The following is a 14,057-nucleotide window of genomic DNA, read 5'->3' as shown; positions in this document are numbered from 1 at the left end:
CACTCAGGCAAGGCCGGCCGGCCCGCGCGTCTGGTGTCATGGCCGTCGAGCATAATCAGTCACGTCGGATCACGAAGCTTTTTCCACGTCTGCTGGGCAAGATCTGAAGGTAACCCGTTGATGACCGCGTCCGCCGCCTTCGGGGTCCCCGATTTCAGCAGCGCCTCCGCCAGCGCGATCCGGGCGGCCACGTCGTTCGGCGCCCAGTTCAGTGCGGCGCTGATGCGTTCGATGGCCCTGGTGGGGTCACCTTGCGCCAGCCACAGGAGACCGTCGGTGGTCAAGGCTCTGGCCACCCCGTCGAAGCGCTGCCGCTCGGCGAAGATGCCCGCCGCCTCCTCACAGTATCTGCGCGCGGTGAGGATCTCGCCTCTGGCGGCGGCCACGCTGGCGAAGATCTCGGCCGCCTCCGCGCGTACCCAGGAGGCGCCCGCGTCGGCGGCCCGGACGGCCGCGTCGGCCAGCCTGCTGGCGCCTTCGTAGTTCTGCTCCTCCAGCGCCAGACGGGCCTCACGCAGGGACGACTCGGGCGAGTCGGAGCGCGAGACCGGGCCGATGAGGCGGTCGTGGGTGAGCTCGTACCAGCGGATGCCGAGCCGCTGCTCGGCGCGGAGCAGGTGGCGGTCCTCCAGCGCGCGCACGACCTCGTTGGGCATGCCCTGAGTGGTCCTCAACCCCTCGTAGACGGCGTTCCTGGTGCCGTGCTCGGTGATGAAGACGTTGCGCATCCAGAACCGGATCTCGTTGGCCGGCACCCGGTGCTCGAGGGCCACGTCGGAGATCGTGTGCTTGTAGAACTCGAAGAGGAACTCCTCCACCTGGGCGTACAGGCGGGCGTGGTCCTCGGTGATCTCGGTGACCTCCTCCGGGAGCGAGGCCCACAGCGCCGAGCACACCACCTGGAGCTGGATGGGCTCGACGGTGTCGAGCTGGATGGTGGAGGTCTCGCCGAGCTCGTTGACGAAGTTGACCGTGCGCAGCTCGTCGATGAGCAGGTCGGCGGCGGCCGGCGTGATGGTCCTGCGCGTGTGGCCGAGCGGCTTGCGGATCGCCTCCCTGGCCTTCTCCGGGGTGAGGGGGTGCAGGTGGAAGCGCGCTCGCGAGCCCTGCCCGATCGGGCGCTCGTAGGGCAGCACGAGGAAGAGGTACTCCTCGCGCAGCGAGAGCAGGACGTGCAGCCCTGGATGCGTGCGAACGGCGGTCGCGAGCTGCTCCAGGAACGCCTTGCGCTCCTTCTCCAGGCGCGGCGAGCCGTGGAAGATCTCCTCCGCCTGGTCGATGGCGGCCAGGGTGGGCACGGGGTCGCCGTAGAGGTCGGTGTGCTCCGGCCTGAGCCGCAGGTACTCGGAGATCGTCAGCGTCGCCAGCCGCGCCGGGCCGAGCTCGGGGTCCCACGACGACAACAGCGCCACGACGTACGGGTTGCCGCCCGACTCCGACGGCGCCAGGTGGGAGCCGATGCGGGCGACGGGCAGCACGTCGGTGCGTTCCGGGTCGAGCAGCGGCAGCACCCCGGCGTGCAGCAGGGAGGTCTTCCCCACGCCCGAGGCGCCGTAGAGCACGGTCAGGCCGGTGGCCTGCCAGAGGGTCGCGACCTCCTGGGCCTCGCGCTCGCGGCCGTAGAACAGCGCGCTCTCCTCACGCCGGTAAGGGCGCAGCCCCACGTACGGGTGCACATGCGGATTCGGCTCTTGCATGCGTCCCTTCACATCCTCCCGCGCAGTTGTTCGAAGAACTCCTGCGTGCTGCCGATGAATATCGTGATGCTCCAGTCGTTGAGGTACTTCTCGAGATATTCGCGTGCGCGCTCGCCGGCGTCTGCCACGGATTCGTTGAGATCCGGCATCAGTTGCACGCTGATGTGCCGCCGCCGCATGATCAGCGGCATGGCCTTGAGCAGCCCGTGGAACAGGACGCGGAAATTCCAGTCCTGGAGGCTGTAGCCGACGAAGAGCAGCGGATGGGAGGTCATCGCGCGGATCACGGTGCTGGGCAAGGGGGGCTGGTCGTTGGCCGCGCGGGCCTCGACCATGTTGACCAGGTACGTCAGGTAGTCGTCGTCGGTCAGCACCAGTGAGCCGGGGTCGTCCCAGCGGCCGTGCAGATGGTAGATCAGCGGTTCCTCATGCGTGGGCAGCTCGATATGCGGCTCTTTTTCCTCGGTGTCCCACCATTTCGGAGATGTGCTCGTGGGGTTCTTGCGGCACGACTTCTCCTGGAGCAGCGCGTGGGCCATGAAGTCGTCGTAGTTCGTGGTGAGGAAGGTCCTGATCGGGAACTGCGCGAGCACCTCGTGCGGATCTATCGGAGGAGGCGGGTCGTCGGCGGGCGGCTTGTACTCACGCAGATAGGAGCACACCTGGTGCTTGAGGTCCACCGGGTCGCCGTTGGCCGTGACCGCGTAATGCATGACGCGCGGTAAGTTGTGCACGTCGGTGAACGGATATTTGTAGATGCCGGCGAATTTTTGGCTGAGCTGCTTTCCGGTCGGTAACCGACCGGAACTCGCGCCCGCACCGAGAAGGGGCGTGCAATCCCCGCGACGCAACTGCCGGACCAGCCGGTCCCAGTCGGCATCCTTCACGCGCCCATCCCGACATCACATCGTGTGCCTGAGAATTAAAATTGCCGTAACACAATGGTGTTGGTTCAGGCTAAGACCTCAGGGCGGCGATTCATAGCGCCGACTGAAAACCCGCCACGGGGCCGGTTCCCGCCTCTTCCACCAGGCGGCGCAGGGCCGACGTCAAGGGGGTGGAGGGCAACCCGTCCAGGTCGCTCAGGCTCCATCCACTGACGTCGATGAGACCTCCGCCGTATTCTCCTTCTGCGCTGTCCATAACACTCTCCGGGCCGGATGACAACTGTGCGGACTCATCCTCGCACGGTTGAGAAGTCCTGGCGAGAGTGGCAGTCTATGCCTTCACCTGCGTCTGCACGACGTCTAAGCTCAATTAAAGCCCGGGGCCAGCGGAGGCGGTAATCGTGTCGGTTTCGCACTATTCGCCGGAATCCTCCGGACAACTTCCCGCCATCTGGGGCCGCGTCCCGCAGCGAAACATGAACTTCACGGGACGCACCGACCTGCTGCGCGCCCTTCACGAAGGGCTGATGTCGGATGTCACCGCCGTCGTCCCGCACGCGCTGCACGGGCTCGGCGGCGTGGGCAAGACCCAGCTCGCCATCGAGTACGCCCACCGCTTCCGCAAGGAGTACGAACTGGTCTGGTGGATCCCCGCCGACCAGCCGATGCTGGTGAAGTCGTCACTGGCCGGGCTCGCCCGCGAGTTAAGGCTGCCCATCGGCCCCTCCACCGGGGTCGAGGAGGCGGCCGAGGCCGCGCTGGACGCCCTGCGGCGCGGCGTGCCGTACGCAAAATGGCTGCTGATCTTCGACAACGCCGACGAGGTCGACGAGATCAACGCGATCGCGCCCAGAGGGCCGGGCCACGTGCTGATCACCTCGCGTAACCACAGCTGGCAGGGGGTGGTCGACACCCTGGCGGTCGACGTCTTCCCCCGCGCGGAGAGCATCGAGTTCCTCACCAAGCGCGTCCCGCACGGCATCACCGAGACCGAGGCCGACGAGCTGGCGGAGGCGCTCGGAGACCTGCCGCTGGCCCTGGAGCAGGCGGGCGCCCTCCAGGTCGAGACCACGATCTCGGTCAAGGACTACCTCAGGCTGCTCGACGAGCAGACCACCCGGCTGCTGGGCACCAACAAGCCCGCCGACTACCCGCTGTCGATGTCGGCCGCGTGGGCGCTGTCGGTCTCGCAGCTCACCACCCGCATGCCCATCGCGGTCGAGCTGCTGCGCTGCTGCGCCTTCTTCGGCCCAGAGCCGATCCCGCGCGACCTGTTCGACCGGCTGCCCCCCGAGTTCGCCGAGGGCTCGAAGCTGGCCGAGACCCTGGCCGACCCCATCATCACCAGCCGCATCCTGCGCGAGCTCGGCAGGTACGCCCTGGTCAGGATCGACTCCGCGAGCCGCACCCTGCAGATCCACCGGCTGGTCCAGGCCCTGCTGCGCGACGACCTGCCGCCCGAGGAGCGGGTGGTCATGCGTAACGAGGCCCACCTGCTGATGGCCGCCGCGGCGGACCCGTACGAGCCTGACGACACCGCGGCCTGGCCCCGCTACGGCGGCCTGCTGGGCCACATCACGCCGTCGCAGGTCGACCACTCGGAGGACCCGCGCATCCGGCGCTTCACCCTCACCATGATCCGCTACCTGTACTCCTCCGGCGACTTCAAGTCGGCGCAGATGCTGGTCGACCGGTGCATCTCGCAGTGGCGGGCCACCAGCGGCGACGACGACCAGAACGTCCTGTCGGCGCAGCGCCACCTGGCCATCGTCACCCGCGAGCTGGGCAACCTCGCCGAGTCGTTCGACCTGAACCAGCGCCTGCTCGCGCAGATGCGCGAGGTGCTCGGCGAGGACCACGAGGAGACGCTGCTGCTGCTCAACAGCCACGGCGCCGACCTGCGCTTCCGCGGCGACTTCGCGCAGGCGCTGCAGCACGACCTCGACTCGCTGCGCCGGCACGAGGAGGTCTTCGGGGCCGAGCACCGCCGCTCCCTGCGCGCGATGAACAACCTGGCCCTCGACTACCTGCTGCTCGGCAACTACGAGCGAGCCCTGGAGCTGCAGTCCACCACGTTCCGGCTGCAGCGGCGGCCCGGCTCGGGGGTCAGCAGCATGAACGTGCTGTCGTCCTGGAACGGCCTGGCCCGCGTCGTGCGGCTGAGCGGCAAGTACCGCGAGGCCTGCGACATCGGCGAGGACGCCTACGAGTACGGCGTCGAGCAACTCGGCGTCGAGCACCCGTGGACGCTGCGCGTGGCCAAGGACCTGTCGATCGCCAAGCGCCGCGACGCCAAGGCAGACGAGGCGCTGGAGCTGGCGCGGCGCACCTTCGAGCTGCAGATGCGCAACGCCGGCATGCACCACCCCGACACCCTGGCCACCGGCCTGTGCCTGGCCAACGCCCAGCGGGCCTCCGGCGAGACGGCCGAGGCGCTGAGCCTGCTGGAGGAGCTGACCCCGCAGTTCCAGACCATGTACGGCGCCGACCACCCCTTCCGGTACGGCTGCGACACCAACCTCGCCCTGCTCCTGCGGGTCAACAGGCGCGCGGACGAGGCGGTGACCCTCGACGGCCAGGCGCTGGAGGGCCTCGACCGGCGGCTCACCCGCGACCACCACTTCACCCTGACCTGCGCGATCAACCTCGCCAGCGACCTGGCGGAGACCGGCGAGGTCGAGCAGGCCAGGATGCTGGGCGAGAACACGCTGAGCCGCCTGCGCGAGCTGCTCGGCCCCGACCACCCCCTGACGCTCGCGGCGGCCGCGAACCTGGTCGTGGACCTGTACAAGCTCGACGCGAAGAGCGAGGCGGAGTCGCTCAAGGCCGACACGCTCCAGCGCTACCTGCGCGTGCTCGGCCCCGGACACCCCGACGTCGACGTGGCGGAGCAGCGACGGCGCCTCGACTTCGACTTCGACCCTCCGGTGCTATGACATCGCTGCCACACGCTGCTGGTCCTCCAGGAGGTCCACGACCGTTTCCACGTCGTTCGCGCTCACGGTCTGGTGCAGCCCCTTGAGAATGTCGGCGTCGTCGAGCCGGACCCCGCGCCTGGTCGCGTAGAGGACGCCCTCGTCGCTGAAGAAGAACGACCAGTCGGGGAACGCGGTGCGGAGCGCTTCTACGTCGTAACCCACTGTAGTCATGCGGTCACTGTAACCAGCCCCGCCGAGCCGGTCCACCCGGCGAAATCAGGCCATCTGGGAACGGTGTCACATACAGGGAGTCACGATAGTCGCACCGTCCATAGCCGAGGCGACTAACCAGCCGCAAAAACTAACTATATGCATTAATCTAACGACCGTGAGTAATCGAGATCTCACCCGCCTCCTCCACCGCATCGGCCGTCGCGGCGCCTCGCTGGGCTTCGTGGGCCTGCTGTGCTTAGCCATCGCGGCCTCCCTGGCGTTCCCCCCGGCCGAGCAGCGGGCCGCCACGGGCTACACCGTGCTCGCCGCCATCGCCCCCCTCGACGTCTGGGCGCTGGCCTGGTGCGCCACCGGAGCGTTGTGCCTGGTGCAGATGTTCCTGCGCTCGGACCGCATCGCCTTCGCGGCCGCCACCGCGCTGCTCCTGCTGTACGGCCTGGTGTACCTGATCTCGACCTTCAACGGCGACAACCCGCGCGGCTGGGTCGGCGCGGCCGTCTGGCTGGCGTTCGGCGGCTGGATCGCGCTGATCGCGACCTGGCCCGAGGCCGAGGCGGCCGACCGGGCGACGGGCGGCGCGGCGGTCATCGTCGCCGACGCCGACGGGCTCATCCAGTCCTGGAATCCGCAGGCGGCCAAGCTGTTCGGCTGGAGCACCGAGGAGGCGGTCGGCCGGCCGCTGACCATCCTCATGCCGTCGCGCCTGCGCCACCAGCACGTCGAGGGCCTGGCCAGGGTACGGGTCACCGGCGCGTCCGAGCTGGCGGGGCGCATCATCCCGCTGATCGGGCTGCGGCGCGACGGCAGTGAGTTCCCCATCGCGCTGACCGTCAACGCGTGGCACAGCGACGACGGCATCGCCTACACCGGCGTCATCAGGCCCCTGCGAGGCGGCGATGCTGACTGACATCCTCATCCAGGTGGCGATCGGCGCCGTTCCGCTCGGAGTGGCCTACCTGGCCTTCCGCTCGGCCACCGACGCCAACAAGAAGACCCACCAGACCGCGCTGCTCCAGGTGGAGCGGCAGGCTGAGCTGGAGCGGTCCAAGGTGGACGCCGAGGCCTTCCTGCGCGCCAAGACGATCTACGAGGACGCCCTCGACCAGCTCGAGAAACAGCTCAACCGCATGCAGAGCCAGGCGTCCCAGGTGAGCTCCGACCTGGCGGAGGAGCAGACCGCCTCCACGGCCATGCGCGACCAGATCCGCCGGCTGCAGGCGCAGATCCGGGCGCTCGACCGTACGGTGGTCTCGCTGCGCACCCAGCTCCTGGCTGCGGGCCTGTCACCGGCGCCGGCCTCGGAGACCACCGGGCCCTACCAGCTCCGGCACCCGCAGCAGGAGTGACGGGCGGGGGGCGGCGGCCGGGATTCGCGCCGATCAGGACGGTGGCTGCTCGCTGATCAGCACGTCGGCGAGCAGTTCGGCCGAGCGCATCCAGGCCTTCCTGTCGGGCGCCGCGAACGCCACGATCAGCTCGTCGGCCCCGGCGTGCTCGGCGAACCGCTCCACGTACGCCTTCACCTCGGCGGGGTTCCCGACGGCCGAGTACTTGGCCATCTGCACGAGCTGCTGCCCGGCGGGAGAGTCGAGGATCATGTCGGCCTCCTCGGTGGTGAACGTGCGCCCCCGCCCGAGGAACCTGCTCACCCTGAGCCGCTTGGAGGCCAGGAACTGCTCCTCGGCCTCCTCGGTGGTCTCGGCCGCGATCACGTTCAGCGCGGCGATCACGTACGGCTCGGCGAGCTGCTCCGACGGCTTGAACTCCTGCCGGTAGACCGCGACGGCCTCCTCCAGCGCGGTGGGCGCGAAGTGGGAGGCGAACGCGTACGGCAGGCCGAGCATGGCGGCGAGCTGGGCGCCGAACAGGGAGGAGCCGAGGATGTAGAGCGGCACGTCCGTGCCCTTGCCGGGCGTCGCGTGCACGCCGGGGATGCGGGTCTGGCCGGTCAGGTAGCCCTGGAGCTCCAGCACGTCCTGCGGGAAGGTGTCGGCGGCGGCGGGGGTTCGGCGCAGCGCCCGCATGGTGTTCTGGTCGCTGCCGGGCGCCCGGCCGAGCCCGAGGTCGATGCGCCCCGGGTGCAGCGTCTCCAGCGTGCCGAACTGCTCGGCGATGGTCAGCGGGGAGTGGTTGGGCAGCATGACGCCGCCCGCTCCCAGGCGGATCGTCCGGGTGTGGGCGGCGATGTGGGCGATGAGCACGCTCGTGGCCGAGGAGGCGATGCTGTCCATGTTGTGGTGCTCGGCGTACCAGACGCGCCGGTAGCCCAGCTCCTCGGCTCGCTGGGCGAGGGCGACGCTGGCGGCGAAACTGTCCGCCGCGGTCTCGCCCTCGCCGATGTGCGCCAGATCAAGGATGGACAGCGGCAGAGCCATGGGTACGCGCCTTTCGCAGATGCGGTTCGACCTGGCAGTGGACAACAGCCGCGAAAGGCGCGTTATTTCATGAGGCGGTACAGGTCACCGTGGCGGGGGTGCCGGACTGCCCGTTGACGAGGAAGCCGAACGTGGTGCTCGCTCCGGCTGCCAGCGTGCCGTTCCAGTTGAGGTTGGTGACGCTGACGGCGCCGCTCGTGCCGGACAGGGTGCCGTTCCAGAGCTGCGAGATGGTCTGGCCGCCCGGCAGCGTCCAGGCGACACGCCAGCCGCTCGTCTGCGACGAGCCGGTGTTCTTCACGGTGACCTCGCCCTGGTAGCCACCCGACCACTGGCTCGCCACCTTGTACGTGGCGCTGCACCCACCCGGCCCCGTCGTGGGCGTCACGGTCGGGGTGACCGTCGGGGTGACCGTGGGCGTGGAGGTGCCGCCCGCCGCGACGGCCAGGTCGTACGCGCGCTGCGGCACGAACTGCCCGGCGCCGGCGATGCAGCCGTCGGCCTCGCCCGGAGGCTTGACCCACAGGTAGGCGTCGATGGCGGAGTCGCCCGTCTGCGTGGTGCTCCAGATGCCGGTGGCGCGGCCCGACGGGTCGCACCACTCGCTGCCGGCCGGGCCGTTGCCGTTGCGGCTGGTGTCGATGACCGCCTTCAGCCTGGACACGCCGGTCGCCGCGATGATGCTCTTCGCGTACGACACCAGGCCGGGCGTGGCGCGGTAGTTGGAGGTGTTGACCGCCAGGCCGTCGGCGCTGTTGGCCACGTCCGCGCCGACCAGCCTGGAGGCGGCCTCCGAGGCGGACAGCCAGCCGTCGTGGCCGATGTCGAAGTACACCTTGGCCTGTGAGGACGCCTGCTTGAACTTCTTGCCCGCGTAGGCCATGGAGGCCTTCACCTGGGCCTGCTCCGAGGCGTTCATGCAGTTCGTCATGATGGCCAGGGCGTCGGGTTCGAGGACGATGGAGGCGGGCCGGCCCGCCAGGCCCGCCGCGATCTCGTCGATCCAGGCCCGGTAGGCCGTGTGGTCGGGGGCGCCGCCCGCGCTGGGGCCGCCGCAGTCGCGGTTCGGCATCGCGTACACGGCCATGATCGGAATCTTGCCCGCCGCGGCGGCGGCGCCGACGTAGGCGTCCACCTGGCCGCGCACGGTCGAGGGGTTGTACGTGGCGAACCAGCGGCCCTGCGGCACTGCGGCGACGCGGTCCCTGATCACCGGGGTGCGGCTGTCGTTCGGGTTGGCGGCCACCCACTTGGCGGCGTTGGTCTGCGGATCCACGTAGAAAGCGGAGTCGGCGGCCTGCGCGCTGGGGGTGACCAGGACGACCGCGCCGGCCGCGGCCATGGCGGCCGCTGTGACGAGCACCGCCAACATGGGCCTTCTGCGAGACATGTGGATAACTCCGTCCGTCGGGTGGGAGCGCTCCCACGGGCACCCCGGATGCTAGGTAGCCCTCCGGGGCCCGACAAAGACATCGGATCGCTTCCCACACCGCTCCCGCAGGTCAGCGCCCTGATGAGCGGTGAAACTTTCAACCGGCCAGGCACGCCTCGAACACGGCGGTCAGCCGGTCCACGTCGGCGGAGGTGGGCTCCTCGGGGCCGACGCGGCGGCGCATCGCACCGATGCCCAGCACGACCGACACGGCCATGCGGGCGCGCCCGTGCGCGTCGGGGCCGGTCAGGATGGCCTCCAGCGGGCCGAGCACCGCCGTGAGCAGGCGCTCCCTGGCCGCCGCCCGAACCTCCGGATGGTAGGCCGATCGTTCGAGGGTGCGCAGGATCGGGCTCTCGGGGGGATGCTGCATGCGCTGGGCGGCGTACTCCGCCAGCCGCCTGGGCAGCTCCTCCGGACGGCCCGTGAACAGCTCGCCGAAGGTCGGCTCACCCTGGAGCACCGCGGCGAACAGGCCGGCCTTCGACCCGAAGTAGCGGCCCACCAGGGCGATGTTGGCCTCCGCGGCGGCGGCGATCATGCGGACGGTCACCTGCTCATAGCCCTGCTCGCCGAACAGGGTGCGGGCCGCTTGCAGGATGCGCTCCCGGGTGGCCTCACGGTCGCGCGGCCTGGCCTCAGTCACCTGGGGGTTCATGCCCGCACTCTACTGAACGCACACCCCACTTACCGCGCGGCTAGTAAACATGCGTATACTCAAGTCGGATAAAACTGTAAGAAGGGGATGTTGTGTCTTGGTAGCCCAGGCGCAGGCCGCGTCCCCCACGAAGCAGCGGACCTACACCCACCGCGAGATCCTCGAGGTCATGTCCGGGCTCATGCTCGCGATGCTCACGTCGATGATCTCGACTTCCGTGGTGGGCACCGCGCTGCCGACGATCGTGGGGGAGCTAGGCGGTCAGGACCAGTACTCATGGGTCGCGAGCGCGACCATGCTGACGATGACGGTCTCCACACCGCTGTGGGGCAAGCTGTCCGACCTGTTCGGGCGCAAGCTGCTCTTCCAGACGGCTCTGGGGCTGTTCGTCGCGGCGTCGCTCGTGGCGGGCCTGTCGCAGGACATGGGGCAGCTCATCGCGGCGCGTGCCGTGCAGGGCCTGGGTGTGGGCGGTTTGTCGGCACTGGCCCAGGTGATCCTGGGAGACATCGTCTCCCCCCGCGAGCGTGGCCGCTACTCCGGCTACATGGGAGCCGTCTTCGGCATCTCCACGGTCGCGGGCCCGCTGCTGGGCGGCTTCATCGTGGACGCCGACTGGCTCGGCTGGCGCTGGTGCTTCTACGTGGTGGTGCCGTTCGCGCTGGTGGCCTTCATCGTGATCCAGAAGGTGCTGAAGCTGCCGAAGGTCAGGCGCAGCACCTCGATCGACATCTGGGGCGCCACGACGATCACGGCCAGCGCCAGCTCGCTGATGCTGCTGCTGACGCTGGGCGGCAACGAGTTCGAGTGGAACTCCGGCTGGACCTACTTCCTGGGCGCGGTCGCCCTGCTCTCGCTGGCCCTGGCGGTGCTGTCGGAGCGGACCGCGCGCAACCCCATCCTGCCGCCGCGCCTGTTCCGCAACCCCACCTTCGTGCTGACCAGCCTCGCCTCCCTGTTCGTCGGCATGGCGATGTTCGGCGCGATGATCTACCTGCCGCAGTACCTGCAGATCGTCAAGGGGCTCAGCCCGACCGCCTCGGGTCTGATGACGCTGCCCATGGTGGTGGCGCTGTTCCTGGCCGGCGTGATCTCCGGCAAGATCGTCACCCAGACCGGCAAGTGGAAGATCTTCCCGGTCGCGGGCCTGCTCATCGTGGCCATCGGCCTGTTCCTGCTGTCCCGGCTGCACGTGGACTCCAGCGAGTGGCTCATCGGCTTCGACGTGGCGGTGCTGGGCATCGGGCTCGGCCTGTCCATGCAGATGCTCATCCTGGCCGCGCAGAACGGCTCCGAGCTGCGTGACATGGCCTCGACCACGTCCGGCGTGTCGTTCTTCAGGTCGCTGGGCGGCGCGGTCGGCGTGGCCGCGTTCGGCGCCATCCTGACCAGCCGGCTCAAGGACGAGATCGCCGAGATGGTGAAGGCCGCGGGCATCAACATGGCCGGCGGCGGCGAGGTCAAGCTCGGCAGCCCCAGCGCCATCCAGATGCTGCCCACGCCGATCAAGAACATCGTGCTGGAGGCGTTCACCCGGGGACTGGAGACCGTGTTCCTGGTGGGCGTGCCCATCGCGCTGCTCGGCTTCCTGGCCACGCTCTTCCTCAAGGAGCTGCCGCTGCGCGGGGCGAGCGTGCCGGCGGCTCCCGAGGCCAAGCCGCTCAGCAAGGACGACCTCGTCCTGGCAGGGCTGCTGCTGGAGCTGATCGCGCAGCGGATCGAGCGCGTGAACGGCGAACGTTCCGCGCTCCTGACCGCCGTCGCCAAGATGGCGCCGCCTGACGACCGCTCAGAGCGCGAGCGGGCGAGATCGGTCGTGCAGAACGTGCTGCGGCCCACCTCGCGCGCTCTGATCTCGCAGGCCACGCCCCCACAGAAAGACCTCGTCACAGGAGGAATCTCGCAATGATTCGCAAGTTCGTGGGCGCCGTCGCGGCGGCCCTGGCCGTGCTGGCCGGGCTGTGGCTGATGATCGCCCCCTTCGCCCTCGGCACCCAGCCCGAGGACGCCGACTGGACGAACGCCACCCAGTCCGAGTTCTTCGCCGGCCTCGGGGTGGCCGTCGTGGGGCTCGTCGGCGCGATCGCCTTCGTGCTGGCCATCCAGGAGGAGCTGGTCGTGCGCGGCCTCATCGCGCCGAAGCAGCGCCCCGAGCCGGAGCCCGAGCCCGTCCCGGTGGCCGCCGCGCCGCAGGCCTCGTCCGCCGAGCTGGCCAGCCTGCTCGCGCCGCTCGTCGAGGCGCTGCGTGAGGACCTGCACCCGACCCCGCGCGCCGGCGAGCACCGGCAGAACGGCAAGGCTTCCCTGGTGGGAGTGGAGGAGAACCGATGAAGGCCAAACTGGGCGTGGGCGCCCTGATCGTGCTGTTCCTCGCCGGCCTCTGGCTGGTGGCGGCCCCGTTCGCGGTCGGCTACCAGCCCCGGGGCGAGGAGTACCTGGACGCGACGGTCAACGATCTGTGGGTCGGCGGGGGCCTCGCCGCGCTCTCGTTCGCCGCCCTCGTGATCTACGCGGCCGACGCCCTGCGCGACCTGGCCCGCCGCGGCAAGCACGCCGACTCCTGACGCGAGTCATGCCGTGTCCGGCAGTGGCACCGACCCGCGGTGGGAGCCTGTGGCAGGCCGGCTCCCCGCAGGGCAGTTCGAGATCGGCAAGGACGGCGCCGGCCTGCTCGTCGTCGGGTTCGACGGATCCGGCCCGAGCCGCAACGCGCTCGCGTACGCGGCCGGGCTCGCCAGGCGCGACAACGCCGCGCTGCTCGTCGCGTTCGTGGAGTCGCTGAACAGCGCCTCGCTCTGGTTCTTCGCCGGGTCGCCGATCATCCCCGACTCGGCGTCGGACCTGGCCGGGGAGCTGCACGACGAGCTGCGCGGCGCCGGGGTGCCGTGGCAGTTCGTCAGCCTGCGCGGCGACCCGGCCAGGGCGCTGGAGACGCTCGCCGACTCGCACATGGCCGACGGCATCGTGGTCGGCCGCTCCCGCTCGCCCTGGCGCGGGTCGGTGGCGGCCCACCTGGCCAGACGCTCGCACCGCACGGTGCTGATCGTGCCCTGATTCTCCGTACGCGCGACGCGTCCGCCAATAGCCCTCTGACCTGGCCGGACGTCGCATATGGTGGCCAGATGAGACGTGCTGCAGCCTTGGCGCTCGTGGTGCTCGGAGCCGTTTCGTGCGGCGCGGGAGAGCCGTCCGCCGCGCCCGCGCCCGCGACGTCCGCTCCGGACCAGGAAGTGCTCACAGAATCGCCCACGCCCGCACCGGCGACGCCCTCTTCCACCGGGCCGCCCGCCTTCAGCTCGAAGGTCTCGCAGGTCACCCGCGAGCAGCTTCCCTACTCCTGGCGCCCCGGCTGCCCGGTGCACTACCGGGACCTGCGGCTGGTGACGCTGACGTACTGGGGCTTCGACGACAAGCCGCACACCGGCGAGCTGGTGGTGCGCGAGACGGTCACCGACGACATCGAGACGGTGTTCAAGAAGCTGTACGACTGGCGCTGGCCGATCAAGCAGATGAAGCTGGTGGACGCCTTCAAGGCGGACGACTTCGACTCCATCGAGGCCAACAACACCTCGGCCTTCAACTGCCGCCAGGCGACGGGGTCGAGCAACTGGTCGAATCACGCGTACGGGGAGGCAATAGACATCAATCCCCGCGAGAACCCATATGTCACCGCAAGTGGCAGCACCGCACACCAAAACGCCAAGAAGTTCACCGAACGTCCAATGAACGGTAAAGGTGTTATCAATCCTGGTGACAAGGTCGTCAAGGCCTTCGCCAAGGTGGGCTGGGAGTGGGGCGGCTACTGGTCGGGGGCCAAGGACTACCAGCATTTCTCCAAGGGCGGAGGCTGAGAGAA

Annotated in this window: 15 protein-coding genes; 8 read left to right on the top strand and 7 right to left on the bottom strand. The window is 69.5% G+C overall.

The window, feature by feature from the left end:
- Positions 1–59: 59 nt before the first annotated feature.
- The 3 genes from ABD331_RS19955 to fxsA form a co-directional block, all read right to left on the bottom strand.
- Entirely contained in the window at positions 60–1,697 is a 1,638-nt protein-coding gene (locus ABD331_RS19955; RefSeq protein WP_344476831.1) for an nSTAND1 domain-containing NTPase, read from the bottom strand.
- Positions 1,698–1,705: 8 nt separating this feature from the next.
- Complete coding sequence (locus ABD331_RS19950) at positions 1,706–2,584, bottom strand: SIR2 family NAD-dependent protein deacylase (RefSeq protein ID WP_344476829.1); 879 nt, start codon at positions 2,582–2,584, stop codon at positions 1,706–1,708.
- Between the two features lie 91 nt (positions 2,585–2,675).
- Positions 2,676–2,840 (bottom strand): FxSxx-COOH cyclophane-containing RiPP peptide, encoded by a 165-nt coding sequence (gene fxsA, locus ABD331_RS60975; RefSeq protein WP_425566014.1) that lies wholly within the window; start codon positions 2,838–2,840, stop codon positions 2,676–2,678.
- 145 nt (positions 2,841–2,985) lie between these two features.
- On the opposite strand from fxsA, the gene fxsT reads away from it, so the two are divergent.
- Entirely contained in the window at positions 2,986–5,520 is a 2,535-nt protein-coding gene (fxsT, locus tag ABD331_RS19945) for an FxSxx-COOH system tetratricopeptide repeat protein (protein WP_344476827.1), read from the top strand.
- Here fxsT and ABD331_RS19940 read toward each other — a convergent pair.
- A complete protein-coding gene (locus tag ABD331_RS19940) occupies positions 5,515–5,733 on the bottom strand; it encodes a hypothetical protein (protein WP_148443753.1) in 219 nt (72 codons plus the stop codon). The two genes, fxsT and ABD331_RS19940, sit on opposite strands and share 6 nt — an antisense overlap.
- A gap of 157 nt (positions 5,734–5,890) precedes the next feature.
- Between ABD331_RS19940 and ABD331_RS19935 the strand changes: the two genes are divergently transcribed.
- On the top strand, positions 5,891–6,643 hold the full coding sequence (locus ABD331_RS19935) for a PAS domain S-box protein (RefSeq protein ID WP_344476825.1): 753 nt from the start codon (positions 5,891–5,893) through the stop codon (positions 6,641–6,643).
- The gene (locus ABD331_RS19930) at positions 6,633–7,082 is read left to right on the top strand and encodes a hypothetical protein (RefSeq protein ID WP_344476823.1); all 450 of its coding nucleotides are present in this window, start codon (positions 6,633–6,635) and stop codon (positions 7,080–7,082) included. The genes ABD331_RS19935 and ABD331_RS19930 overlap by 11 nt, the downstream gene beginning before the upstream one ends.
- 33 nt (positions 7,083–7,115) lie before the next feature.
- On the opposite strand, the gene ABD331_RS19925 is transcribed toward ABD331_RS19930, so the two are convergent.
- The 3 genes from ABD331_RS19925 to ABD331_RS19915 all read right to left on the bottom strand — a co-directional run bounded on the left by ABD331_RS19925 (position 7,116) and on the right by ABD331_RS19915 (position 10,201).
- Positions 7,116–8,111 carry an LLM class flavin-dependent oxidoreductase gene (locus tag ABD331_RS19925; protein WP_344476821.1) on the bottom strand — a complete coding sequence of 332 codons (996 nt, stop codon included), beginning with the start codon at positions 8,109–8,111 and terminating at the stop codon, positions 7,116–7,118.
- 67 nt (positions 8,112–8,178) lie between these two features.
- On the bottom strand, positions 8,179–9,501 hold the full coding sequence (locus ABD331_RS19920) for a glycoside hydrolase family 6 protein (protein ID WP_344476820.1): 1,323 nt from the start codon (positions 9,499–9,501) through the stop codon (positions 8,179–8,181).
- A gap of 139 nt (positions 9,502–9,640) precedes the next feature.
- Positions 9,641–10,201, bottom strand: a complete 561-nt coding sequence (locus tag ABD331_RS19915; protein ID WP_344476818.1) for a TetR/AcrR family transcriptional regulator — start codon at positions 10,199–10,201, stop codon at positions 9,641–9,643.
- Between the two features lie 97 nt (positions 10,202–10,298).
- Here ABD331_RS19915 and ABD331_RS19910 point away from each other — a divergent pair, with 97 nt between their 5' ends.
- The 5 genes from ABD331_RS19910 to ABD331_RS19890 all read left to right on the top strand — a co-directional run bounded on the left by ABD331_RS19910 (position 10,299) and on the right by ABD331_RS19890 (position 14,052).
- Positions 10,299–12,110, top strand: a complete 1,812-nt coding sequence (locus ABD331_RS19910) for an MDR family MFS transporter (RefSeq protein WP_344476816.1) — start codon at positions 10,299–10,301, stop codon at positions 12,108–12,110.
- On the top strand, positions 12,107–12,532 hold the full coding sequence (locus tag ABD331_RS19905) for a hypothetical protein (protein WP_344476814.1): 426 nt from the start codon (positions 12,107–12,109) through the stop codon (positions 12,530–12,532). Before ABD331_RS19910 ends, ABD331_RS19905 begins: the two co-directional genes overlap by 4 nt.
- Entirely contained in the window at positions 12,529–12,765 is a 237-nt protein-coding gene (locus ABD331_RS19900) for a hypothetical protein (protein WP_344476812.1), read from the top strand. The genes ABD331_RS19905 and ABD331_RS19900 overlap by 4 nt, the downstream gene beginning before the upstream one ends.
- A 49-nt stretch (positions 12,766–12,814) precedes the next feature.
- Entirely contained in the window at positions 12,815–13,255 is a 441-nt protein-coding gene (locus ABD331_RS19895) for a universal stress protein (protein ID WP_344476810.1), read from the top strand.
- A 95-nt stretch (positions 13,256–13,350) separates the two neighbouring features.
- The gene (locus tag ABD331_RS19890; RefSeq protein WP_344477214.1) at positions 13,351–14,052 is read left to right on the top strand and encodes a M15 family metallopeptidase; all 702 of its coding nucleotides are present in this window, start codon (positions 13,351–13,353) and stop codon (positions 14,050–14,052) included.
- The last annotated feature ends 5 nt before the right edge of the window (positions 14,053–14,057 follow it).

Source organism: Nonomuraea monospora (assembly GCF_039531895.1).
In the GTDB taxonomy this organism is placed as follows: domain Bacteria; phylum Actinomycetota; class Actinomycetes; order Streptosporangiales; family Streptosporangiaceae; genus Nonomuraea; species Nonomuraea monospora.
The sequence above is the reverse complement of the archived record's forward strand: the minus strand, read 5'-3'. Positions and strand labels throughout refer to the sequence as shown.